Raw genomic sequence first — 24,342 nt, forward strand, 5'->3', positions numbered from 1 at the left:
GAGCTTGCTCAAGTTGAAAGCACGGTGTGCTTTCAACGCAAGCTCAGTAGCGAGCGCACCTAGACCGCGCGAGCGTTCCTTCGGGCGCTTTATTCTTAAACGTTTTTTAACGATACGCTCGCGTTTTATTACGCTCGCTTGCGAAACTCGCGTTGGAAGTCCACTGGACTTCCAACTTAAGCGAGTTTCCGCATTGAAGTGCCTCCGCGCGCTACGCTTTAAGCGCTCCGGCAAGTCAATGCGCCCAGTCCTCTTTTAGTGCTCGTAGAGAAATCCCCCAAACTCTGCGTGTTTAATCGTTAATAACCGTGCCTTATCGCAGAGATTTTTCGATTTTTCTTCTTCGCTTGGCGAATCAGCAGCCTGCGGCTCTGACGTTCGCCGCGCTCAGTGCGAAAAATCTCAAATCTCTACCACACGAATATTAGTACATTGAAGTTAGCGTACTAAACAGGTGGTGGTGTTATGGTGGAGAGATTTTGTGTTGTGCGTGCGGCAGAAATAATGTTAGTGTTCTCTAATCAACAAGTAATTAACGCTAGCATAGCAATACTGTTGTCGGAGTATTTCCGGCTTTTGCTGCTAGCGCGAGTTTTTGCGCGGATGTTCGCCGGAAACTTCCCATCCGAGCGACATAAGCGTTTTTCGATCCGATTTATCTAGCTTGTGGCAGTCCAATTTTTTAATCAAGTCAGGTCGAATTTCGCTTGTACGAGATATAGCTTCATCTCGACGAAAACGATCAACTTTGGCGTGATTTCCGGAAGTGAGTATTTCCGGAACGCTTATACCGCGCCAAGTAGTTGGACGCGTGTATTGATGGTGTTCCAAAAGTGCGTCCGAGCCTGTGTACGACTCTTCAACAATCGACTCAGGATTTCCCATAAACCCCGGGATTAAGCGTGTAATTGCCTCAAGCATAACGCTTACTGCAACTTCTCCGCCATTTAGCACGTAATCGCCAATTGAATACTCGCGTACGTCAATTCCTTGCGCTCGGTAATATTCTGGAATCCTAGCGTCGTAGCCTTCGTATCTGCCGCATCCAAATACTAAATGATTTGCGTTGCTTAATTCTGTTGCGTCTTTTTGCGTAAATAGTGGGGCAGAAGGGTTCGGGAATATAAGAATTGGTTTAGTTGAGTCTATTTTATTAGTCGCGATTTTTGCTTCTTCGCAACTATCGCACGTATCGCACGTATTTTTTACTTCAGATTTTGGCAAGCTAAGCAGCTCGTCTAAGCATTCCGCCCAAACCTCAGGTTTCATAACCATGCCAGCACCACCGCCAACCGGCGTGTCATCAACAGATTGATGCACATCGTGAGTCCATTTGCGTAAATTGTATGCGCGAATTTGCAATAAACCATTATTTTGCGCTTTGCCTAACAAACTTAGGTCTAGCATGCGAAAATATTCTGGGAATACGGAAATAATATCGATGTCCATCATAAGGCACTCTACTACGAAAACTGATAAAACTATGAAAACTACGAAAGCCCCGGAATTAAACCGCCAGGAGGATTAATAGTCAAATACCCGTTTGCAACGTCAACTTCCGGCACAATAGCTTCAACAAATGGCACGAGCGCTGTTTTATGTTCTTCGTCAACCGGATGATCTAAACGGATTTTCAGTAACGATTGCGCGCCGTCGAGCACATCCACGACTTTTCCAATAATTTTAGGAGTAAGCCCAAGCTGATTTTCTTCGCACAAACGCGCTTGCAAACCGACCAAATCCTTAATATACCAAGCATTTTCGGCAGCAAGTTCTTGCGCATCTTCCGCATGCACATACAATTCAGTGCCATTAAGTGCTTCCGCATCGTTGCGATTTTGTGATTCTTCGAATAGTAAAATCCAACGATTTTTGAATGTTCTTGCGTTCTCAATAACGAACTCGCGCTCGCCGTCTGCAGTGCACAATACATTTCCTGGCTCAAAACGTTCGTAAGGCTCATCTGTAAAAATTTGTACAGTAACTTCGCCTTTTAAACCTTGGGCTTTACCGATACGACAAACCCTCAGCAGGTCATTACGACTTTGCTGAGGGTTGTCAAAAGATTGTTGGTCTAATGCCACGTTCATCTCACTTACGTACGTCCATAATGTCAACGCGCACATTGTGGTTGCTCAAAGCTTGCACAACAATGCGAATTGCATTAGCGGTACGACCATTGCGTCCAATAACGCGACCAATATCTTCAGGATTCACGCGTACTCGAAGCAATTCGCCGCGAGCATTTTCGTGAGAACGTACCGACACGTCATCTGGAAAATCCACGATGTTCTTAATGAGATGTTCAACAGCTTGAGCCAGCATGATTACTCAGCCTTTTCCTCGGCTTCGGCAGCTTCCGCAGCTTCAGCTGGGGCTTCTTCGGCTTCGTTTGCAGCGGCTTCAGCTGCAGCCTGAGCCTTAGCAGCGGCTTCAGACTTAGTGGCCTTCAGCTTCTGAGCTTCAGCTTCAACAGCTTCAACGCGAGCCTGTGCGTCTGGACCAGCTTCAGAAGTCTTCAACGTGCCTTCGGCACCGTCGAGACCCTTGAACTTCTGCCAGTCACCAGTGATCTTCAAGAGTTTCAACACTGGTTCGGTTGGCTGTGCGCCAACGCCAAGCCAGTACTGTGCGCGCTCAGAATCAATCTGAATCATAGATGGCTGCTTGTTTGGATCGTAAACGCCGATCTCTTCGATGGACTGACCGTTGCGCTTGTTGCGTGAATCAGAAATGACTACACGGTAGAAGGCATAGAACTTCTTGCCCAATCGCTTAAGACGAATCTTGGTTGCCAAAATGGCTCTCCTTATAACTAGAGTCGTGGAATTTCGTTCGGGTGTGGGGCACTCCTTGCGAGCTTCCACATGTTCCTCACGTGGTCGGGAAGAGGGCGCCGATTCACGCGAATAACTTATCCATTATGCCTGCGCGCTTGGACGTTTTTATCTAGTGATTGTAGGCCGATTGCTGCGATGTATGCTAAGTGATCAGTGCCGTCGACAACTACATTCTTTTGCCATAGTGCGTTAGATTTACAGTTTTTTGCGCAAAATAGCACATGGTCAAGTGTAAGATTTGGCCACTTAAGCCATGTAGGCCATGTGCGTAGACGCTTTCCAAGCGAAAGCGCAACGTCTGTAAATCCGTATTTCAAAAGCGAGCGAAAGCTTGGGTGGTCGACTGTGGAATTAAGATCGCCAGTAACAATAGTAAGAGTTGCTAAATCGCAAGTTTTCGAAGTAGATTCGTCAGCGCATTCGTTAGTGCAATCGGCGAAAGAATCAGTAGTAGAATCAATAGTCGCAAGTGCGCGAATTCCATTACTCCAAGCAGCACACCCACGCATCGGTGACTTTGGATGTGCAGAAGCAAATTTCACCAAAACTTTTTCATTTGCACCAAAATCTAAGCAAGTTGTAACGCTTGGTACGCTTGCAGCTTCAATTTTTACGGAATTATTGCAAGTAGAAATCGCGGAATATTGCGTAAAAATAGCGTTGAATCCGCCGTTATTATGCTCACTTTGCGCACCTACGCACGAAGTTGGAAAAATTTCGTATATTCCAAGTTTTTCAAGATTTTTTACTAAAGACTCGCTTAATTCTTGTAAAAGTAACGTATTTACGTGATATTTTTTCGTTATTTCTATTATTTCGGATGCACTCGCTTTTCCGTATCTGCAGTTAAGAGTCATCACGCGTATTTCTTGATGCCGTTCCTTGCAGCTTTTGCGCGACGATTTGCTTTCGTGCAACCTACGCAATCTTTCAAACCAGTACGGCGTATGCGACTTAAGCGAAATCAAAAATAGCGCAGCGTAAGCAACGCATAAATATCCGTAAGATTTCGCGTAAGATTGTGCTAAATTAAGCGATTTCGTTACTTTCTCTGCGCAGCATGTATACAGCAAAAAAGCGCCAAAATTACACAAAAACAGTGCTCCCACAACGTAAGTTGCAAGTGGAAGCAACGCAATAACATACGGAAGTGGGTTATATTTATCCGCACCTGCTGGCAGCCAACGCATCAGCTGCCACAAAAGAAGCGGCACAAATATAACCCACAAAAACGCCAATACTAAAATCATCGACCGAATAAGCCAGCTAATCCGCCGCCAAAGTTAGGTGGCAGTTGATTATCTTGATTTGCGTCTTCGGAATTCATAAGTTCCTTAAGTCCTTCAGGAAGATTCTGAAGATTTGGTTGCTGTGGCTTTGCAAAAGCAGAACCTGCAACATCGTCGCTAGTAGATTCGCCAGAAAGACGCTCACGCAACGCGCGCTCTTCAGCTTCCCTGCGCATTGGATTTCCGGACTTTCCGACCTTCTTCTTGCCTTTCTTGTCTTTGCGCTTCGACTTACTGCCGGCTCCACCGAATCCAGGAATGCCGCCCATGCCAGGCATTCCAGCTCCACCGCTCATTCGCTTCATCATTTTTGCAGCCTGTTCGAAACGTTGCAAAAGTGCATTAACTTGCGAAACGCTCACACCTGATCCGGCAGCAATTCTCGCGCGGCGAGATCCGTCAATAATCTTTGTATTTCTACGCTCTTGAGGAGTCATAGAGCGAATAATCGCCTCAGTGCGGTCAATTTCCTTATCGTCAAACTGCTCAAGCTCTTGACGGTGGGCAGCCATTCCAGGCATCATACCCAAAAGCTTCTTCATTGAGCCAAGCTTACGAACTTGCTGAAGCTGCTCCAAAAAATCATCCAAACCAAAGCTGCCTTCAGCTATTTTTGCAGCAGCCTTGCGTGATTCTTCTTCGTCGAACTGCTTCTGTGCGTGCTCAATAAGCGTCAAAATATCGCCCATATCGAGTATGCGTGAAGCCATTCGATCAGGATGGAAGATTTCAAAATCCTTCAAACCTTCACCTGTAGAGGCAAACAAAATCGGTTTTCCAGTAACGCTTGCAACCGAAAGTGCAGCACCGCCTCGAGCGTCGCCATCAAGCTTAGAAAGCACAACGCCGGTAAAGTTTACGCCATCGTTAAAAGCTTGAGCAGTGCGAACAGCATCTTGACCAATCATTGCGTCAATAACAAACAGCACTTCTTGCGGTTGCACGGCATCGCGAATATTGCGTGCCTGCTTCATGAGCTCTTCGTCAACACCCAAACGACCTGCGGTATCAATAATCACAGTGTCATACATTTTTTCGCGCGCATAATTAATAGAATCGCGCGCAACCTTAACCGGGTCGCCTTTAGTGAACCATGGCAAAGAAATCGCACTTCCGCCTGTTTGTACGCCCTTTTCTGGAGCAAATACAGGAACTCCTGCGCGCTCGCCAACAACTTGCAGCTGCGTGACTGCATTAGGTCGTTGCAAATCTGCTGCTACAAGCAAAGGAGTATGGCCTGCATCCTTCAGCCAGTAGCCTAGCTTTCCAGCAAGCGTAGTTTTACCCGCACCTTGCAAACCTGCAAGCATAATTACAGTTGGAGGATACTTCGCAAAATTAAGCTGCCTATCTACACCTGCGCCCAATACTTGCGTAAGCTCGTCGTTTACAATTTTCACAACTTGCTGAGCTGGGTTTAAAGCGTGCGAAACTTCCTCACCAAGAGCGCGCTCGCGAATTCGAGCAGTGAATGAGCGGACTACTTCCAACGCAACGTCTGCGTCGAGAAGTGCGCGGCGAATCTCGCGAATTGTGCCGTCAATATCGGATTCTGATAGCTTGCCTTTGCTGCGCAAATGCTTAAAAGCATTGGAAAGGCGGTCTGTTAACGAACTAAATGCTGCCATAGTTTTCCATTCTACCTGTTGTTGCTAACGTAACTTTAGTGCAATTGCTAACTTGATTTGCTAATTAATACTTTCGCGTTTTCTTTTGCTTTTGCGTTACTTTCGTTTATTGCAAATGCCAAGATGATTCTTGCGAAGTATCGACAATTACAATTCCTGCGTTATTTAACGCGTCGCGAATAGCATCTGCAGTAGCAAAATCCTTTGCTTTTCTAGCATCTGCTCTAGCTTTAAGTTGCAAAGTAATTAAAGAGTCCAAAGCTGAGTGTTCTTTGTTTTCCTTGCCGTTTGAGCCTTCTGCAGGCGATTGATTATCGTTCGAAGCCCACGTTTGTGCGTAAGGATCCAAGCCCAAAGTATCTAACATAGCTCGCACTTGCAAAACAGCGAGATATATGAGCTTTTGTACGCTTTCGCTTTGTGCTTGTGAAGAATCTTTGCTGCAGTCGTCAATAAGAGTATTTCCTTGACGAATTGTAGTAAATATTTCTGCGATTGCGCCAGAAACGTTAATGTCATCGTTCATAGCGCGAGTGAAATCTTCCGGAAGCTCGTCTGCGTTAACAGAGCGCACTTCTTCGCAAGTTGGCTTCTTGTCAAGCAATCTGTCAGCTCTCTCGAGGAAGTTCATAATGCGATCATAAGCCGATTTTGACTCCACCAAAGCTTGGTCAGACCACTCCAACATTGCGCGATATTGCACTGCTCCCAAAGCATATCGCACAACCCAAGCCGAATTATTTGCCAAAACTACTGGTACGGAAAGACCATTTCCCAACGATTTTGACATTTTTTCACCTTTGGCGGTAACCCATGCTGAATGCATCCACACATTGGCGCTTTCCCATCCAGCAGCACGCGTTTGTGCCATTTCGTTTTCGTGGTGAGGGAAACGCAAATCCAGGCCGCCTCCGTGAATATCGAAATCATTTCCAAGATAACGATGGCTCATAGCAGAGCATTCAATATGCCAACCAGGGCGTCCCTCGCCAAAAGGAGTTTTCCAGCGCGCATCCGGCTGATCGAAATCGCAAGGTGCTTTCCAAAGTGCGAAATCCCTAGGATCGTGTTTGTCTGGTGAAGCATCTGCAGGATCTGTTGGATTGTAAATATCGTTTTCGGCAGCGTCTACGCTTGGACCTTTCGCGTCTGCGATAGCTGCGGCTTCATCTGCGCAAGTTTCATTTTGGTTCTGATTTTGGTGCGTTAATTCGCCGTAATGCTCCCAACTTGGCACGTCAAAATAGACATTTCCAGTAGGATTTCCGTCATTGTCTTTAATAACATATGCGTGACCGCGTTCGATTAAGCGTTCAATCAGCTCAACCATGTCTGTAATATGACCTGTTGCGCGTGGCTCAACTGTTGGCGCAAGCACTCCTAAAGTATTGTAGGATTTTGTAAATTCGCGCTCGTAAATATATGCTCGTTCCCACCAATTTTGCCCTGATTCGTTGGCTTTTTTCATAATTTTGTCGTCAATATCTGTGACGTTTCTAACAAACGTGACTTTGTATCCTAAACGCAGCATCCAGCGACGGATTATATCGAATGCGATCGCTGCGCGAATATGACCAATATGCGGAGAACTTTGCACTGTTGCGCCGCACACGTACATGCCTACTTGACCATGCTTTTTAGGTACGAAAGTGTTCGTTGAATGTGAAGCCGTGTTGTATAAGTGCAGGTTTTCTGCGGCTTTAGTAACTTTTGCAGTCTCTTCGTTCAAACTCTTATTAAGCATAATTGCTATTATAAATGCTTCTTTATACTGCGATTTGGCATTGCTTTGTCTATTACTCCAAACGTGCGCAACTTTTCTCGCGTTGGCGCGACGGCCTGCTTGAGCGTAGCACAGCGCGCGCGAAAGCAACTCGGAGCGGAAACTCGCTTAGGTTGGAAGTCCAGTGGACTTCCAACGCGAGTTTCGTAAGCGAGCGCTTATAGTGCGAGCTTGTGGTTTGGCACTCCAAATGTGGGGAACTTATCTCGCGTTTGGAGCGTTATCCGTTGCGCAGTGCTCAGGTATATCGTCGCGCTCGCTGTTTCCCACACAGCCCAAGTATCAGCCAAGTAACAAGCTCAGTAGATAGAGCTAATATGATTCCAGTGTTACGTTGTGAATACTTATTAACTACTCGCGCGTACTACGCCACTCCCAAAGAATTGGTAATTAGTAACTAGTTTTTATTTTGTTCGTTACGAAAGGAATATCATGGCTGAGATTTCATCTGCTCTTATGACGGACATGTATGAATACACTATGCTCGACGCTGCTCTTAAAGACGGCACTGCAAATCGCAAGTGCGTTTTTGAAATTTTTACGCGCCACTTGCCTCAAGGTCGTCGTTACGGAGTTGTTGCTGGCATGGGCCGCATTTTGGAAGAGCTGCAAAAATTCCATCTTTCGGAAGATGATTTGTGTTTCTTAAGTGATCGTAAAATTGTTAGCGCAGAAACCATTGAATGGCTGGAAAATTTCCGATTCCACGGTAAAATTTCCGGTTATCGCGAGGGGGAGATGTTCTTCCCGAATTCGCCAATTTTGCAGGTAGAAGGCACTTTTGGTGAGTGCACTTTGCTTGAAACTGTGCTTCTTTCTGTGCTTAATTACGATTGCGCGGTTGCCTCTGCCGCAGCACGTATGGTTTCAGCCTCCGCAGGTCGTCCTTGCATGGATATGGGCGGCCGTCGCACAAACGAATATTCTGCAGTTGCTGCATCTCGCGCAGCGGTTATTGGCGGTTTTAAAGGTACTGCAAATCTGTTGGCTGCAAAACTTTACGGATTGAAGGCAATCGGAACCGCAGCTCACTGCTTCACTCTTGTTCACGACACCGAGCGTGACGCTTTCACTTCTCAAATTGCAGCTCTTGGCAAAGGCACTACGCTTCTTGTTGACACTTATAATATTGAGGAAGCTGTAAAGACAGCCGTGGAAGTTGCAGGTCCAGATCTTGGCGGAATTCGTATTGATTCTGGAGATTTGTGCGCTCTGGCTCGTCGCGTTAGGAATCAGCTCGACGAGTTGGGTGCTAAAAACACAAAGATTACAGTTACTAACGATTTGGACGAGTATGCTCTTGCTTCCTTACAAAATGCGCCTGTGGATTCTTACGGCATCGGCACAATGCTTGTAACCGGCTCCGGTGCTCCAACTTGTGCAATGGTTTATAAGCTTACTGAGCGTGAGGGTGCAGATGGTGTAATGCAGCCTGTTGCTAAGCGTTCTAAGAATAAAGCGACTGTGCCTGGACGTAAGTTGGCGTATCGTTCATACGATTACAGCAACGATTCTTGCGGTGTAGCTGATTGCGAACGCGTGATTTCCGGTTCGGAAGTTGCGCTCGCTCAGTTTAAGCCTAAGGATTCGTGGGAAAATCTGCTAGTTGATTACATGGTCGATGGTGAAGCTGACGAACAGTTTATGGGTCACGATGCGATTATACGTGCCCAGGATTATTGCGCTTCTGCTTTGCGTCGACTGCCTTTGGCTGCGCAAAGTTTGATGCGCGGAGACCCTGCAATACCAACAGAAATTCAAGTACTATAAAAGTACTATAAATTAATCTTTTTAAAACTAAACTTTACTAAATAACTAAATAAGATTCGCAAATAATTTTCGCGAATAATTAGCGAATAATTCATGCGTAAAGACTAGCGTTTCTGACAGCTTTTTTGAGCGTTTGTTGCGATAATGCTTTATGCTTGATTTTGCTAATAAAATTCAATTAAATTTTAGTGCGCTACGAAATTCGTTACACAATGCGTTACGAAAGGATGCGATATGTTTTCATCTTTAGAAGCAGATAATGCGTTAGATGCTGTTATGGAATCTGGTTCGCAATCCGCAAATCCAGATTCTGGTTCCGGCACAAGCACTTCTGTTCTAGAACGTCCAGAAGTTGACGAAGATGCTCGTCTAGATGATGGTGGTAATGCAGATCGTTTTGCGCACTATGTGTCAAAAGACAAAATTGATGAGTCGCGCTTAACTGGTCGACCAGTAGTAGCTTTATGCGGTAAAGTGTGGATTCCTCGACACGAAGCAAATGACTACCCAGTTTGCCCTGAATGTAAGCGCATATACGAGGAATTAGGAAAGTTTAATTTTTAAGTAATTATGTTGCGTATTTAAGTAGTTTATATTGCGTATTAGCGTTACTTCTATCTTTAACGATAAAAGTAACGCTATTTTTTAATATATTTTTGTTCTGAGCGCAATGGGTGATAATCTAAAAGCATGACTATAGCTGTGTGCCCCGGCTCGTATGATCCAGTCACTGCCGGCCATTTAGACGTAATACAACGTTGTACGCATCTATTTGATGAAGTACATGTGCTAGTTGCGGTAAATGCTGCAAAGACTCCGTTATTTTCTGAATCTGAGCGCGTAAAAATTATTCAAGAAGCAATAAATAATTTGCCGCAATCTCAAAATAGCTTCAATCGCGATTGCAAAATAGTAGTAACTTCAACAGCTGGTTTGATTACTGACTACTGTACAAAAGTTGGTGCTACAGTAATCGTAAAAGGCTTACGTCAAAACGGTGATTATGAGGCAGAACTTGGAATGGCACTAGTGAACCGCAAATTAGCAGGTATCGAAACGCTTTTCCTGCCTGCTGATCCTGTGCTTGAGCATGTTTCAAGCTCTGTGGTTAAAGATGTTGCTCGTCATGGGGGAAATGTTACTGGCATGGTTCCAGATAACGTAATACCCTTATTAAAAAAGCTTTTTAGTGAGCAATCATTAGGCGTAGATAATAATTCATCTATGCTGAACAATTGAACAGGAGAGTAGAAGATGACAAATAAAAATGAACTTACTGACGCAACTTCTGGATTATCTAGTGAAGGAGACGACACGATGGAGCGCGAAGTGCAAGTTGATCGCAATCAAAAGCTGCCATTGCATCCGGTTCTCGCAGATGAAGAAGATGCTCAAGATGGCGTTGTAAATAAAACGCAATCCGACGTACGAAGTGCGCATGAAGGCGACCTATTAGTTGATACAGATGCTGACAACACAGAAACGTCATCTGTTGCGGCAGTTGGAAGTGTTTCTGCTGCGGAAGATGTGCAGGATAATGGTGCTGATAGTACAAATAAGAACAAGAAAAATAGCAAAGCAGCTTCTTCGCCAGCATCATTTTCTCCTTTCCCTCTTCCAGATTTACGAGAGCGAGAAGATGGTGGCGTTATCGACTTTGAGGAAAATGAATCTGAAACTTCAAAAGTAGCTGCAGAAACAATAAGCGATGAAGCGCGTTCAAAGAGCCGCGCTGAATTTACTACAGTTTACGACATTATTGACGCAATGGAAGCAACTCTTTCGGAAGCCAAGAATGTTTTGTTTGCTGCAGGAATGGTAAAAATTGATCGCGATGAGTTCGTTGACCAGTTAGCGCGTTTGAAAGATATGCTTCCTGTGCAATTGGAGCGAGCTTCTGCGTTAATGCGAGAAGCAGAGCGACGTTTGCGTACAGCGCAAGCACAAGCAAGCTCTATTGTTTCTTCAGCGCAATCTCAATCTGCAGAAATAATTGAAGAAGCGCAAGAGCGTGCTCAATTTTTAGCAGGTCAAGAAAACGTAACGGCTTTAGCAAAACAGAAAGCTCGCGATATTCTCGCTACTGCGCAAGCAAAATCAGACAAGCTTACGCAAGGTGCGGATCAGTATTGCGCGACTGTTATGGAAGGCTTAAAGCAGCAGCTAGATAAATTAGAACAAGATGTGCAAGCGGGTCAGCGAGTGTTGGAAGATCGTCGTCGAGCTGCAGCGCACGTACAAAATGACATTAGCTCATCATTGTATGACGATGATGAAGAGGAAAGGAATTAGTAATGGCTTCGCATCCATCCCAATCACCATGGGCTGTTCCAGTAGCGCAAATGGCTGCGCGCGCTGGTAGTAGCATGTCGTTGCATCGCGTATTTCCGGCGCCGGAAGGTATTGGAGATTACGTTATTGGCGTAAAGCCAGGCAGTGATGTTATGGTTGATGGCGATTTTGATGCTGTGGTTGACGGCTTAATGTTTCAGGGCAGTATTACTGCCCCGGTGCATGCAGAATGTACTCGATGCTTGATGCCGCTTCGTCGCGATTGGAAAGTGGATGTGTGCGTATTCTTTCCATATGCTGACTCGCGTTCTAATCGTTCGGATAATCGCAATACTCGTGGCGATGCGGATGAAGCTGAATCGCAAATTTGGGATGAAAATGACGAGTCAGGCAATGTGTATCCTCTAGTTGCGGGTGGTGATTTTGCGGATATTGAGGCTCTTATTCGCGACACGATGGTAAGTGAGCTGCCGTTGCAACCGTTGTGCGAGCCGGATTGTCGCGGACTTTGCTCTCAGTGTGGCGAAAACTTAAACGAGCATCCAGATCATCATCATGACGTTACGGATATTCGTTTTGCTGCTTTAGAGGATTTGAAAGCTCAGCTTGAGCAGAATGAAAAGCGCGACGACCTGCCTGAGCGCTGCGATTTAGCGCGCGAAGGCAACTCGGAGCGGAAACTCGCTTAGGTTGGAAGTCCAGTGGACTTCCAACGCGAGTTTCGTAGCGAGCGCTTAGAGCGCGAGCTTTTGCGCAAAACAGATTTCGCTTAAATCTCACTCAAGTTCACGTAAATTAGTAATTTGTACGGCGCTTGCTGTAATATACAGAACGCTTAAGCTCAATCGATTGAATGAAATAGAGGAAAGAATTATGGCACTGCCTAAGTACAAGACCTCGCGTGCTAATACGCATTCGCGTCGCGCTAATTGGAAGGCGTCTGCCGTGCAGACTGTGACTTGCCCGAACTGCGGTTCTCAGGCATTCCCACACATGGCTTGCCCATCTTGCGGAACCTTCCGTGGTCGTGTTTATCGTGAAGCTATTCGCTCCGAGCACACCAAGTAGGTTTTATTAATAGAAACCCTGCCATCGACGGGTGGCAGGGTTTTTCTTTTTCTTGCGTATTGTGGCTGTGAGGGGTGGGGTTGCTTGCGCGACGACCTGCTTTCGCGCAGCATTGTGCTCGCGAAAGCAACTCGGAGCGTGAGCTTGCTCAGGTGGAAAGTCCAGTGGACTTTCCACGCAAGCTCAGCCGAGCGGCAATTAGCCGTGAGGACAGCGCTACGCTCTTATACCTTATTTGGACTTAGCGGTTGCATAGTTAAGTTTAGTTTTTTAGTTACTTTCTTTCAAAAATAGTTATTTATCAAAAAGATATTGCTATCGCTCCGCTTTTATATTGCTCGACCAAGCAACACCCACCCCTCACTACTCAGAAAATAGTTAGTGTTTTTTGTGGTGCGGTAGTTATTTTTGCTGTAGTGATGGCAGAGCAATACTGCTAGCGTTCTTTGATTGATAGTCGCTTATCGTATTCGAAGTATCGATGACAAAGTTCGCAAATCAGGTAAAGTTCGTAGTTACTTACGCGCGTCGAGTGCGTGCCAAGCGATTTCGGCGGCTGCGAGTTGCGCTTTTCGTTTGCTAGAGCCACTTCCGACTCCCAACACTTCGTCGCCATCCTTACGTACCAAAACCGCGCGAGCCTCAAATACTGGAGCGTATTCTGGTCCAGAAACAGCCATTCGATACTCTGGATCTTCCAAACCCATATCGTGAGCTTTGACTGTAAGCGAAGTCTTCCAATCAAGAGCTGGTCCTTCAGTTAGCACTTCCGCCAAAGTGTCGTCAATCAAACGATGCACAACTCTGCGAGCTTCATCAATTCCATGTTCAACAAAAGTTGCACCAATAAGCGCTTCAACAATATCGCACAAAATTGAATCTTTATTATTTCCGCCCTGCTCCATTTCTCCGCGACCGAGAAGAATATACGCGCCAACATGCAGCTTTTCGCGCGCAACAGCAGAAAGCGCCCATTCAGACACAGCTTTCGCTCGCATCTTCGCAAGCTGACCTTCAGTCATGTCTGGATGTGCAGAAAACAGCGTTTCTGTGGAAACTAACTCAAGCACAGCATCGCCCAAAAACTCAAGTCGCTCATAATTTCGTGTGCCAGGATGCTCGTGCGAGAACGAGCGGTGGGTGAGTGCTTCTACCAAAAGATCCGGCGAAATAGTTGTGCCTAAAGCGTTTAAAAGTTCCTGTGTTGGGTCTCCAGGGCGAGTTTCATTGCCATCTAATCTCAAAACTCCGTCTTCGTTGTGTTGCGCATGTGAGTTGTTTTGATTATTTTGATTGTGTTTGCTCTGCATATTCTGTTGATTTTGTTGATTCTGTTGATTGTTCTGAGTTTTCATAGCACGTATTATTATAGTCCACTACCAACACAAGCACTTTTAAGCTTCGCGTTCGCATTTGCGATCGCATTTTTCCATATTCCTTCTATATCCTTTCGTATAAGTGTTCAGCTATATTTGTGGATTATGCCTACGTATGATTTGGGATTAGAACGAGTTTCGCTAGAATTTGCTACAAAAACGATTTTTACAGACGTAACTCAAGGTGTTTTTGAAGGCGACAGAATCGGTATTGTTGGAAAAAATGGCGACGGTAAATCAACGTTACTTCGACTACTTGCCGGTAAAATGCAACCTGATTCTGGTCGCGTTACGAAGCGTGGTGGGCTTACTTTTGGCATGTTGGATCAGCGCGATCCATTGGACGATAACGCAACTGTGCGCGAGGCTGCTCTTGAAAATCGCGAAGATTACGAGTGGGCTGCAGATCAGCGTTCGCGCGAAATTGTAGAAGCGCTTCTAGGCGGCATAAATTTGGAAGCAAAAGTAGGCACGCTTTCTGGAGGTCAGCGCAGACGTGCAGATTTAGCAAGATTATTGTTGCGCGACTGGGATATTTTGGCTTTGGATGAGCCTACGAATCATTTGGACGTTGTGACGATTCATTGGCTTGCAGAGCATCTTCTTCACCGTTGGCAGGACGGTCAAGGTGCGCTTTTGATTGTGACGCACGACCGCTGGTTCTTGGACGAGGTTTGCACTTCGATGTGGGAAGTGCACGACGGCGTAATTGATCCTTTCGAGGGTGGTTACAGTGCTTATATGATGCAACGCGTGGAGCGCGAACGCCAAGCGGATGTGCGCGAAGAGCGTCGCAGGAATTTGGCGAGAAAAGAGTTAGCTTGGCTTTCCAGGGGTGCTCGTGCGCGTTCTACTAAGCAAAAGTTCCACGTAAAGCAAGCGCGTGAGCTTATTGCAGATGTGCCGCCGCTAAGAGACACTCTTGAATTGAAGAAAATGGCAACTTCGCGTCTTGGTAAGCAAGTTGTTGATTTAATTGACGTTACGCAAATTTTCGATAGCGCTCAGCAGTTAAAAAATATCGATCCGGATATTGCAGAAAACGCATCTTTAGGTGAAGATAATGCAGAAAAATCAAATAAAGTCGATATCGTAGAATCTGCTTTTGCGCAACCAACTCACGTGGGAAGCGTTACTATTGCCGTTGACGAAAATCAAGAAAATTCTCTTGAAAATTCTGCGGAAAATACTTCGGAAAATACTGCTACGAGCGTAGAAAACATTGCAGAAACTTCAGCTGCATCGCGCAAAACTATTACTGGACGCATGATTTTAGACGATGCAACTTGGCTTATAGGTCCAGGCGATCGTTTTGGAATTGTGGGTGCGAATGGAGCAGGAAAATCAACATTATTAAACATTATTGACGGATCTCTAAAGCCTACGCTTGGACACGTAAATATTGGCAAGACTGTAAAATTTGCCGTGCTTTCGCAGCGGCTAGAAGAGCTTGAAAAGCTTGGAAAATATAAAGTAAAAGAAGTTTTAAGTCGCTATAAGCCTAGCTATATTATTGATGGCAAAGAAGTGACCCCAGGTCAGCTTATGGAAAGGCTTGGTTTTAAGCCCGAGCAGCTTATGACACCAATTGCGGATCTTTCGGGCGGTCAAAAGCGACGTATGCAGCTGCTGCTGATTTTGCTAAACGAACCAAACGTGCTGATTATGGATGAGCCTGGAAACGATCTCGATACTGACATGCTTGCAGTTATGGAAGATTTGCTCGATACTTGGCCTGGCACTTTGATTGTTGTTTCGCACGATCGCTACTTGCTTGAGCGCGTAACAGATCAGCAATTTGCGCTTATTGACGGCAAAATTCGTCACCTTCCAGGCGGTGTAGATGAGTATTTGCAAATTGTAGAAAAGCTGCAACGCGATCACGAAAATAGTAGTGGTACTACTGGTACTGTTGGCGCTTCAAGTACTGCGAATGCTTCGAGTGCTGCAAATTCTACAACTAAAGAAAGTTCAGAAAGTACAGTAATTGAGCCCAAACTTACCGGCAAAGCCTATCACGATGCTGCAAGGCGAGTTTCAGCAATCGAGCGAAAACTTACAAAGCTTGAAGAAGAAAAGTCGCAAATTGAAGCGCAAATGGCTGCGCATAACCCAAGTGACTTTGTTGGACTTCAATCTCTTAACGAAGATCTCCAAAAAAACGAGCAAGAAGCAAGTGCTCTTGAGGATGAGTGGATGGAGCTTTCTGAGCAGCTTTAGTACAAAATTGCTGCGTGCTAAGAAGATGAAATAGAAGATAACAGCCACGTGCTAAATTTGTGAGGTATGACTCAAATCAAGGATATGTTGGAATCTGTAAAACCAATTCGCGTTGACGGTCGTGATGTTGACGAGCTCCGACCTGTGCACATAACACGTAAATTTACTGATGTTCCTGAAGGCTCTGTGCTTATTGAGTGTGGCAATACGCGCGTAATGTGTACCGCAACTTTTACGGTTGGTGTGCCTCGTTGGCGTAGAGATTCCGGTTTGGGTTGGGTAACTGCCGAATATTCTATGCTTCCTAGAGCAACAGCTGAGCGAACTGATCGCGAATCTGTGCGTGGAAAAATTGGTGGTCGCACTCACGAAATTAGTCGTCTTATTGGTCGCTGCTTGCGCGGTGTAGTCGATATGAAAGCGATGGGTGAGTGCCAGATTCAAATTGATTGCGACGTGTTGCAAGCGGATGGTGGAACTCGTACTGCTTCCGTAACTGGAGCTTATGTAGCTTTGGTAGATGCGCTTCATTGGGCAGAAAAGAATGGTCATATTCGCTCTGCTGCAAATGTTATTAAGGATTCTATTTCCGCTGTCTCTGTAGGCGTTATTAACGGCACTCCTATGCTGGATTTGCCTTATGTTGAGGACAGTCAAGCTATGACAGATATGAATGTAGCTATGACAGGTTCCGGTACTTTCATTGAAATTCAGGGCACTGCAGAACATCGTCCATTTAATCGCGACGAATTAAATACGTTACTTGATTTGGCAACTAAAGGTAATCGTGAATTGCAAGCTGCTCAAAAAGCCGCTTTAGCAAAATAGAAGAGATTGAAGGAGAACGGGCGTGAAGCTTATTGTGGCAACACATAATGAGGGAAAACTCGTTGAAATCAAGCAAATTTTAGAGGAGCAATTGTCGAAACTTGCAGACAGTTTCGAGTTAGTAACTGCAGGTTCTCTTGGCTTGCCTGATCCTGTGGAAACTGGCGTGACTTTTGAACAGAATGCTTTGCTCAAAGCGCGTGATGTTGCTGCAAGAACAGGTTATCCCGCTATTGCAGACGATTCGGGTCTTATCGTTGATGTGCTTGGTGCTGCCCCTGGTATTCTTTCTGCTAGGTGGAGTGGTGTGCATGGAGATGATAAAGCTAATAATGAGCTTCTTTTGCGCCAACTTTCTGATATCCCAGATCAATGTCGTACTGCTCGTTTTCGTTGTGCTGCAGCTCTTGCTATTCCGGATGGGTGCAGTGAGGTTCCTGAAGGCAGTGTTATGTCGCATTCTCATGGCTTTGAGACTGTTCGAGTCGGAGAAATGGTTGGTCACTTGTTGTGCGAGGCGCGCGGAATTAATGGTTTCGGCTATGATCCGCTGTTTGTGCCAGATCTTCAGCCTATTCGCGATGGTGTGCAAATGAAAGGTTTGACTAGTGCAGAGCTGACTCAAGAAGAAAAGAATGCTATTTCGCACAGAGGTAATGCTTTGCGCGCGCTTTTGCCGGAGTTGCAGGCATTATTTATTACTGAATAAGCGAAAAATTTCGTGCGCGAGATGGGACTTGAACCCACACGTCGTAAGACACAGGAACCTAAATCCTGCGCGTCTACCATTCCGCCACTCGCGCATAGACTCATATAAACAATCGAGCGAATAAAAACAAATCAAAAGTATTAATACACTCGAGTGAGTCAGAGAGCCACTTGACAGAATCGAACTGTCGACCTTCTCATTACGAGGGAGACGCTCTACCGACTGAGCTAAAGTGGCATGTTGCCCGAGACGCATTCGCGACTCGCGCACAAATCAAACACTATATATCATATTTTTGAATTTGTCCAATTTGGCGCGTCGTGCAACAGATAATGCTCCAAATGTGAGATAATTTCCTCGCGTTTGGAGTGATAAACCACAGATAACCCTCCAAATGCAGGGTAGGTTGCGCGCGTTTGGAGCACTGCGCATCCTCAAACTACAAATTTTTATGTGTAAATTATCAGTGTGATTGTGTTCATTTTTGTGTTAAGCTTCGCGTGTTTCTGTCTGCTTTTGTGAGTATCTTGTGAATTGGACTATAGTGACGGTTGCTGTCACGTCAGTTGAAGAAATGAAAGGACCTTACAATGGCCATCAATCCGCCAGTTGACGCCGTAAAAACCCCAGAGTGGGCTGCATTGCAGAAGCATTACGACGAGTTGCAATCAGAAGGCGTTTGCCTGAAGAAGTGGTTTGCAGAGGATGCAAATCGCGTGGATAAGTTGAGCTTCGAAGCTGGAGATCTCCACTTCGATCTTTCTAAGAATTTAATTAAGCCTGAAACTCTGAAGCTTTTCGCAGATCTTGCAAAGGCAGTTAAGCTTGACGAGCGCACTAAGGCAATGTACACCGGCGTGCACATTAACAATACTGAAGATCGTGCAGTTTTGCATACTGCTTTGCGTCGTCCTGCAGAGGATGCTGGCAAGTTCATTGTTGACGGTCAAGATACCGTTGCAGACGTGCGTGAAGTGTTGGGTCGCATTTACGATTTTGCTAACGAAGTTCGTTCTGGCGCTTGGAAGGGCGTTACCGGCAAGAACATCAAGACTGTTGTAAACATTGGTATTGGCGGTTCCGATTTGGGTCCAGTCATGGTTTACGAAGCCTTGAAGCCATACGCTGACGCCGGCATCAGCGCTCGCTACGTTTCTAACATTGATCCAAACGATATGGCAGAAAAGACCAAGGATTTGGATCCAGAAACCACTTTGTTCATCATTGTTTCCAAGACCTTCACCACTTTGGAGACTTTGACCAATGCTCGTACCGCTCGCACTTGGTTGCTGAACAAGCTTCAGGAGTGCGGTGCTATTGACGGAAGCGACGCAAAGAAGGCTGAAGCTGTTGCTAAGCACTTCGTGGCTGTTTCCACCAACCTTGAGAAGGTTGAAGAGTTCGGCATCAACCCAACCAACGCTTTTGGCTTCTGGAGCTGGGTTGGCGGCCGCTACTCTGTGGATTCCGCTGTCGGCACTTCTTTGGCTGTTGTCCTCGGTCCAGAGCGTTTCGAAGAGTTCTTGAAGGGCTTCCACGCAATCGATACCTACTTCGCTGAGACTCCATTCGAGAAGAACGTTGTTGTGCTTCTTGGTATGCTCAATGTTTGGTACCGCAATTTCTACAAGGTTGCTTCTCACGCTGTGCTTCCATACGATCAGTACTTGCACCGCTTCCCAGCTTATTTGCAGCAGCTCACCATGGAATCTAACGGTAAGTCTGTGCGCTGGGACGGCACTCCTGTAACAAGCGAAACCGGCGAAATCTTCTGGGGCGAGCCAGGCACCAACGGTCAGCACGCTTTCTACCAGTTGATTCACCAGGGCACTCAGCTTATTCCAGCTGATTTCATTGCTTTCGTGAACACGCCAAATCCTACTAAGGATGGCGATCAGGATGTGCACGAGCTCTTCTTGGGCAACTATCTTGCACAGACTAAGGCTCTTGCTTTCGGCAAGACTGCTGATGAAGTTCGCGCTGAAGGCACTCCAGAGGAGATTGTGCCAGCTCGCGTGTTCAAGGGCAACCGTCCAACCACGTCCATTTTCGGCGATGCTTTGACTCCATTTAGCTTGGGTGAGTTGATTGCTCTCTACGAGCACATCACCTTCGTTGAAGGTACCGTGTGGGGCTTGGATTCCTACGATCAGTGGGGTGTGGAGCTTGGAAAGCAGCTTGCAAAGCAGATTACTCCTGCAATTTCTAAGGATGATGAAGCTTTGGCAGCTCAGGATGCTTCTACGCAGAGCTTGATTCGCTTCTATCGCGCTCATCGCAAGTAAGATAGTAGTCATATAGGCAATCGTTTTTAGTGATTGTTGGTTTATAAGTCTCTTGGCGTTAATTCGTCAAGAGACTTTTTGTTTAGCATCTGTCGCTGAGTTTTATAGGTCTCAAGTGCATTGCAATGTGTTTTGCTGCATATTGACACAACTGCAACAATAATTTATAATGAGCACGGTCGGTAGGTAAGGCTACCACGGGGATAAGGGTTGCTGCCGCAACACAGTGGAGACACTGCACGCTGGTTAACAGTCGTTGTCGAATTTAAGGCTTCGACTAATGCAACGCCACCGCCCTGCGAAGCTGAAGCTTGAACGACGTGGCACGCTTAACATGCATTTGTGTGTTTTGGTGCGTCTCTGTTCTCTTGTAAACCTCCGATTCAATGATGAAGATTTGCGCCGGCAGCGCACTAACTTAAGGAGGTGATTTGCCGTGAAACATGACAGTAAAAGCCATAATTCTAGTACTCGTACTGATGAAGGCTCCGACACTATTGGCAGTAGTAGTTCGGATGTTCCTCCTGAATATATGAAGCCGGCAATCATCGAATTTAGGTTGCAAAACTTGCGAAATATATAACTTACGAATACAACTTGCGAAATATAATTTACGAAGTTAAAACGTGAGTTCTAGTTATTTGCGCCTGTAACGTAATCAATGGTGATACGGCTACGCAAGAATTTACACAAGAAAAGTTACGCAGATCTTTACGCAAGAATTTACGAAAATCTAAATAGAAATCCGCATAGAAATCTCAATAGATATCTGCGTAATAAATGAATAGAAATAAAAAATACACGAAGGTGAACCCACTTATTGCCTATTCGAGGACTTTATTATGACCGTATTTACAACTTCGCGCAAAGAAAGCGCAGGTGTGCAAGTCGACGAGAACACTCGTTTCTGGTCGGATATTATTGTGTGCGTTGGCATTATTGCCGTTTTTGGCGTAACTGCCTTCCTTATTCAGCGCATAAATCAGCCGATTGGTCCAAGTGGCATACCATCTAAGGTATCCACGGACTTAATCAATCTGCCTTACTACACTTTGCGCTCAGTATTTCGCATGCTGATCGCATTAGTTGCATCTCTTATATTTACTATTGTTTATGGCTCTCTTGCAGCTCGCAGTCGTAGGCTTGGCAAGGTGCTTATTCCTCTTCTAGATATTTTGCAATCAGTTCCAATTCTTGGCTTCCTTTCGGCAACTGTCACTATTTGGTTGGTAATTTTTCCTGGATCAATGCTTGGTGTTGAAGCCGCTTCGATTTTTGCTATTTTTACGAGTCAAGCATGGAATATGACTTTTTCGTTCCACCGTTCGCTGCTCAGCGAGCCAAAGGAACTGGATGAGGCAGTTCGTAGTTTGCAACTCACGCATTGGCAACGTTTCTGGGTGCTAGACATGCCTAACGCAATGATTCCGCTGCTTTGGAATTGTATGATGTCTGTTGGAGGCGGATGGTTCTTCCTTACAGCTTCGGAAATGATTTCCGTAAATAATCACACTTATGCTCTTCCTGGCATCGGTAGTTTTGTGGCACAAGCTGCTGCTGAAAATAAGCTTGGTCTTATTTGGTGGGCTATTTTGTCGATGGTGATTGTTGTTTTGGCACTTGACTTCTTCTTGTGGAAACCGCTTACAGCTTGGGCTGAGCGTTTCCGCATTACGCAAAGCGCATCTGATAATGAGCGTCACAGTGCTATTTTGACTCTTATTCGTCACTCTCATGCAGATGAAGTTATTAGTAAACTGTTTTTGCCAATTCGCGAGTGGCTTGAAAAAATAACGCGCCCATTCGGTCGCACAGGCTCCAAGTGGCCTCATAAGGCTGCTCAGCATAAGCTTGGTGATTGGGTATTTAACGTTATTATGATAATTATTGTGGCTGCTGGCGCCGCCCATATGCTTTACTTTGTGTATACAACTGCGGGTTTGCATGAGTTTATTACTGCAGGCATGCTTGGTGGCATCACTTTTATGCGCGTTGCTGCGTTGATTTTAATAAGCTCGCTTATTTGGGTTCCTGTTGGTGTTGTAATCGGCATGAATCCTAAGATTTCGCGTATTATGCAGCCTATAGTGCAAATTCTTGCTAGCTTCCCAGCAAACTTCATCTTCCCGTTTGCTATGGCTTGGTTTATGGCCTGGCATATTGATCTTGGTTGGGGAAGTATTATTTTGATGGCTCTTGGTACGCAATGGTACATTTTGTTCAATGTTATTGCAGGTGCTAGTGCTATTCCTGATGATTTGCGTGAAATGACGCGCAGCTTCCGCTTGGATCGTACTTTGCGATGGAAGACGCTTATTTTGCCGTCTATTTTCGGTTCATGGTGCACTGGCGGTATTACAGCTGCAGGCGGTGCTTGGAATGCTTCGATTGTGTCTGAGATTGTGGAATATGGAAAGAACCACATGGAAACTCAGGGTTTGGGCGCATATATTACTAATGCAACCACTTTAGGAGATTCTGCGCGCACTTTAGTTGGCGTAACTGTTATGAGCTTGATTGTTGTTTTAAGCAACCGATTATTCTGGTCGCCAATGCAACGTATTTCCGAAAAACGTTACGTATTGAATTAGATCGACTAACAAATCGACTAACAAATCGACTAATAAATTTACTAATAAATCGCTTAAAATAACAAAATTTTATGAAAAAGATTGGCAAAATTATGAATACTTTAAAGAGCAATGCAAAAAAAGTGCAATCCTCAATTACAAGCGATATTATCGACGCAAAGCACATCAGTCAAAGCTTCACTTCTGACAGTGGCACTACTCAGCACGTTTTGCACGATATTTCTTTCACTCTTCGCGAAGGTGAAATCGTGGCAATATTGGGACGCTCTGGTGCTGGAAAATCAACTTTCCTACGCACAATGGCTGGTCTTGTGCAGCCAACAGAAGGCACAGTAACGTATCGCGGACGCGAGCTGACAGGTCCAAACCCAGGGGTTGCAATCGTATTTCAAACCTTCGCTCTTATGCCGTGGCTTACAGTACAAGACAATGTGGAACTTGGCTTGCGTGCTAGAGGTGTTAGTAAAGAAAAGCGTACTGAGCTTGCTTTAGCTGCAATTGATGCAATCGGTTTGGATGGCTTTGAAACAGCGTATCCTAAGGAACTTTCCGGCGGTATGCGTCAGCGAGTTGGTATTGCGCGCGCGTTGGTGCTGAGACCAGATGCATTGTTTATGGACGAGCCGTTCTCTGCTCTCGATGTGCTTACTGCTGAAAACTTGCGTCAGGAAGTTCTTAAGTTGTGGTCTAGCGAGGAGCGAGATATTAAGTCTGTGCTTATTGTGACGCACAATATTGAAGAAGCTGTGCAAATGGCTGATCGCGTTGTGGTTCTTGGATCTCATCCAGGTCACTTAATTGCTGATGTGAACGTTGATTTACCTCGTCCTCGAGATAAGCACAGTGCTGAATTTGAAGCGATGGTTGATAATCTGTATGCTATTTTGACTGGTTCTGCTCCAGAAAGCACTGCAGAGCAAGAAGCTTCCGAAGATGCTGATTCTCAAGATCAAGCAAATAATGCAACTAATGAAGATGCTGAAGATAACGAAGCTGCAGCAATTGCAGATATGCTTATTCAGCGCCACCATGACGATGAAGATGAAGATAAGCAAAGTGAGGATGAAGCTGAAGCAGGTGAGACAAAGGCAGAGCCTGTGGCTGTTCGGTTGCTTCCAAACGCTACACCAGGTGGTATGGCTGGTTTGCTTGACGTGATTTCTGAAAACCCAGATGGCATTGATTTGGCTGATTTGGCAGCTGATTTGTCGTTTGAGATTGATGATTTGTTCCCACTTGTCGATGCTGGCACGATGCTTAATTTGCTTACTGCAGAAAACGGTCATATTACTATCACTTCTGAGGGTGAAGAGTGGCATAATGCCGATATTTTGCACAGTAAGCAAGTTTTTGCTCGTCTTGCGATTGAACATGCGCCTCTTGTGCACGCAATTGATCAAGCTTTGAGTAGGAATCGTAACGGAAAGCTTCGTGGCGAGTTGATTTTGGATTTGTTGCGCAGCAAGCACACGGATGCTTTGGCACGTCAGCAGTTTGATATTGCAATTAGCTGGGGTCGTTACGGCGAGTTGTTTGATTATGACGCTGATGATGACGAGTTGACTCGTACAGTTGAAACTGCTCCTCTCGATGGAGTTGTGCGCTGAAATAGTGCGGAATAGTGCGGAATTATGCTCAATAATGTCCATTATTGAGCATAAAT

21 protein-coding genes, 2 tRNA genes and 1 riboswitch are annotated in these 24,342 nt (G+C 45.5%); of the genes, 13 read left to right on the plus strand and 10 right to left on the minus strand.

Features of this window, described 5'->3' with window-relative positions; translation table 11 throughout:
- Positions 1-582: 582 nt before the first annotated feature.
- The 7 genes from trmD to cysS form a co-directional block, all read right to left on the minus strand.
- Complete coding sequence (gene trmD / locus HXT37_RS01810; protein ID WP_199172883.1) at positions 583-1,449, minus strand: tRNA (guanosine(37)-N1)-methyltransferase TrmD; 867 nt, start codon at positions 1,447-1,449, stop codon at positions 583-585.
- A gap of 41 nt (positions 1,450-1,490) precedes the next feature.
- A complete protein-coding gene (rimM, locus tag HXT37_RS01815) occupies positions 1,491-2,090 on the minus strand; it encodes a ribosome maturation factor RimM (RefSeq protein WP_033888578.1) in 600 nt (199 codons plus the stop codon).
- Position 2,091: 1 nt separating this feature from the next.
- A complete protein-coding gene (locus tag HXT37_RS01820) occupies positions 2,092-2,325 on the minus strand; it encodes an RNA-binding protein (protein ID WP_004105376.1) in 234 nt (77 codons plus the stop codon).
- 2 nt (positions 2,326-2,327) lie between these two features.
- A complete protein-coding gene (gene rpsP / locus HXT37_RS01825; protein WP_421779641.1) occupies positions 2,328-2,798 on the minus strand; it encodes a 30S ribosomal protein S16 in 471 nt (156 codons plus the stop codon).
- A 116-nt stretch (positions 2,799-2,914) separates the two neighbouring features.
- On the minus strand, positions 2,915-4,090 hold the full coding sequence (locus HXT37_RS01830) for an endonuclease/exonuclease/phosphatase family protein (protein ID WP_421779643.1): 1,176 nt from the start codon (positions 4,088-4,090) through the stop codon (positions 2,915-2,917).
- Complete coding sequence (gene ffh / locus HXT37_RS01835) at positions 4,087-5,757, minus strand: signal recognition particle protein (protein ID WP_004110266.1); 1,671 nt, start codon at positions 5,755-5,757, stop codon at positions 4,087-4,089. Before ffh ends, HXT37_RS01830 begins: the two co-directional genes overlap by 4 nt.
- Before the next feature lie 106 nt (positions 5,758-5,863).
- Positions 5,864-7,501 carry a cysteine--tRNA ligase gene (gene cysS / locus HXT37_RS01840; RefSeq protein ID WP_033888634.1) on the minus strand — a complete coding sequence of 546 codons (1,638 nt, stop codon included), beginning with the start codon at positions 7,499-7,501 and terminating at the stop codon, positions 5,864-5,866.
- A gap of 471 nt (positions 7,502-7,972) precedes the next feature.
- On the opposite strand from cysS, the gene HXT37_RS01845 reads away from it, so the two are divergent.
- The 6 genes from HXT37_RS01845 (at position 7,973) to rpmF (ending at position 12,670) form a co-directional block, all read left to right on the plus strand.
- Complete coding sequence (locus HXT37_RS01845) at positions 7,973-9,310, plus strand: nicotinate phosphoribosyltransferase (RefSeq protein ID WP_012913865.1); 1,338 nt, start codon at positions 7,973-7,975, stop codon at positions 9,308-9,310.
- Between the two features lie 234 nt (positions 9,311-9,544).
- Entirely contained in the window at positions 9,545-9,874 is a 330-nt protein-coding gene (locus HXT37_RS01850; RefSeq protein WP_012913866.1) for a DUF3039 domain-containing protein, read from the plus strand.
- Positions 9,875-10,000: 126 nt separating this feature from the next.
- On the plus strand, positions 10,001-10,549 hold the full coding sequence (gene coaD / locus HXT37_RS01855) for a pantetheine-phosphate adenylyltransferase (protein WP_012913867.1): 549 nt from the start codon (positions 10,001-10,003) through the stop codon (positions 10,547-10,549).
- A 15-nt stretch (positions 10,550-10,564) separates the two neighbouring features.
- A complete protein-coding gene (locus HXT37_RS01860) occupies positions 10,565-11,602 on the plus strand; it encodes a hypothetical protein (protein WP_102703370.1) in 1,038 nt (345 codons plus the stop codon).
- A 2-nt stretch (positions 11,603-11,604) separates the two neighbouring features.
- On the plus strand, positions 11,605-12,291 hold the full coding sequence (locus tag HXT37_RS01865; protein WP_004110281.1) for a YceD family protein: 687 nt from the start codon (positions 11,605-11,607) through the stop codon (positions 12,289-12,291).
- Positions 12,292-12,475: 184 nt separating this feature from the next.
- Positions 12,476-12,670: a 50S ribosomal protein L32 gene (gene rpmF / locus HXT37_RS01870; protein ID WP_004574042.1), complete on the plus strand. Its 195-nt coding sequence runs from the start codon at positions 12,476-12,478 to the stop codon at positions 12,668-12,670.
- A gap of 515 nt (positions 12,671-13,185) precedes the next feature.
- On the opposite strand, the gene rnc is transcribed toward rpmF, so the two are convergent.
- Positions 13,186-14,025, minus strand: coding sequence for a ribonuclease III (rnc, locus tag HXT37_RS01875; RefSeq protein ID WP_421779646.1), 840 nt, complete (start codon positions 14,023-14,025; stop codon positions 13,186-13,188).
- A gap of 126 nt (positions 14,026-14,151) precedes the next feature.
- Here rnc and HXT37_RS01880 point away from each other — a divergent pair, with 126 nt between their 5' ends.
- From HXT37_RS01880 to HXT37_RS01890, 3 genes are all read left to right on the plus strand, one after another.
- Positions 14,152-16,266: an ABC-F family ATP-binding cassette domain-containing protein gene (locus tag HXT37_RS01880; protein ID WP_421779648.1), complete on the plus strand. Its 2,115-nt coding sequence runs from the start codon at positions 14,152-14,154 to the stop codon at positions 16,264-16,266.
- A 66-nt stretch (positions 16,267-16,332) separates the two neighbouring features.
- Positions 16,333-17,094, plus strand: a complete 762-nt coding sequence (gene rph / locus HXT37_RS01885) for a ribonuclease PH (RefSeq protein WP_012913873.1) — start codon at positions 16,333-16,335, stop codon at positions 17,092-17,094.
- Between the two features lie 22 nt (positions 17,095-17,116).
- The gene (locus HXT37_RS01890) at positions 17,117-17,803 is read left to right on the plus strand and encodes a non-canonical purine NTP pyrophosphatase (RefSeq protein ID WP_119522414.1); all 687 of its coding nucleotides are present in this window, start codon (positions 17,117-17,119) and stop codon (positions 17,801-17,803) included.
- 13 nt (positions 17,804-17,816) lie between these two features.
- Here the strand turns inward: HXT37_RS01890 and HXT37_RS01895 are convergent.
- Both HXT37_RS01895 and HXT37_RS01900 read right to left on the minus strand, forming a co-directional pair.
- Positions 17,817-17,897, minus strand: a tRNA-Leu gene (locus tag HXT37_RS01895).
- Positions 17,898-17,967: 70 nt separating this feature from the next.
- Positions 17,968-18,040 (minus strand) — tRNA-Thr (locus tag HXT37_RS01900).
- Positions 18,041-18,393: 353 nt separating this feature from the next.
- Here HXT37_RS01900 and pgi point away from each other — a divergent pair.
- The 4 genes from pgi (at position 18,394) to HXT37_RS01920 (ending at position 24,286) form a co-directional block, all read left to right on the plus strand.
- Complete coding sequence (pgi, locus tag HXT37_RS01905) at positions 18,394-20,088, plus strand: glucose-6-phosphate isomerase (protein ID WP_004105339.1); 1,695 nt, start codon at positions 18,394-18,396, stop codon at positions 20,086-20,088.
- Positions 20,089-20,259: 171 nt separating this feature from the next.
- Positions 20,260-20,420, plus strand: a riboswitch (M-box (ykoK) riboswitch).
- A gap of 104 nt (positions 20,421-20,524) precedes the next feature.
- The gene (locus HXT37_RS01910; protein ID WP_004110294.1) at positions 20,525-20,671 is read left to right on the plus strand and encodes a hypothetical protein; all 147 of its coding nucleotides are present in this window, start codon (positions 20,525-20,527) and stop codon (positions 20,669-20,671) included.
- Positions 20,672-20,930: 259 nt separating this feature from the next.
- On the plus strand, positions 20,931-22,679 hold the full coding sequence (locus HXT37_RS01915; protein ID WP_102703374.1) for an ABC transporter permease: 1,749 nt from the start codon (positions 20,931-20,933) through the stop codon (positions 22,677-22,679).
- 92 nt (positions 22,680-22,771) lie between these two features.
- On the plus strand, positions 22,772-24,286 hold the full coding sequence (locus HXT37_RS01920) for a nitrate/sulfonate/bicarbonate ABC transporter ATP-binding protein (RefSeq protein ID WP_116440363.1): 1,515 nt from the start codon (positions 22,772-22,774) through the stop codon (positions 24,284-24,286).
- Positions 24,287-24,342 lie beyond the last annotated feature (56 nt).

Source organism: Gardnerella sp. DNF01151 (assembly GCF_049244235.1).
GTDB lineage: Bacteria > Actinomycetota > Actinomycetes > Actinomycetales > Bifidobacteriaceae > Bifidobacterium > Bifidobacterium swidsinskii.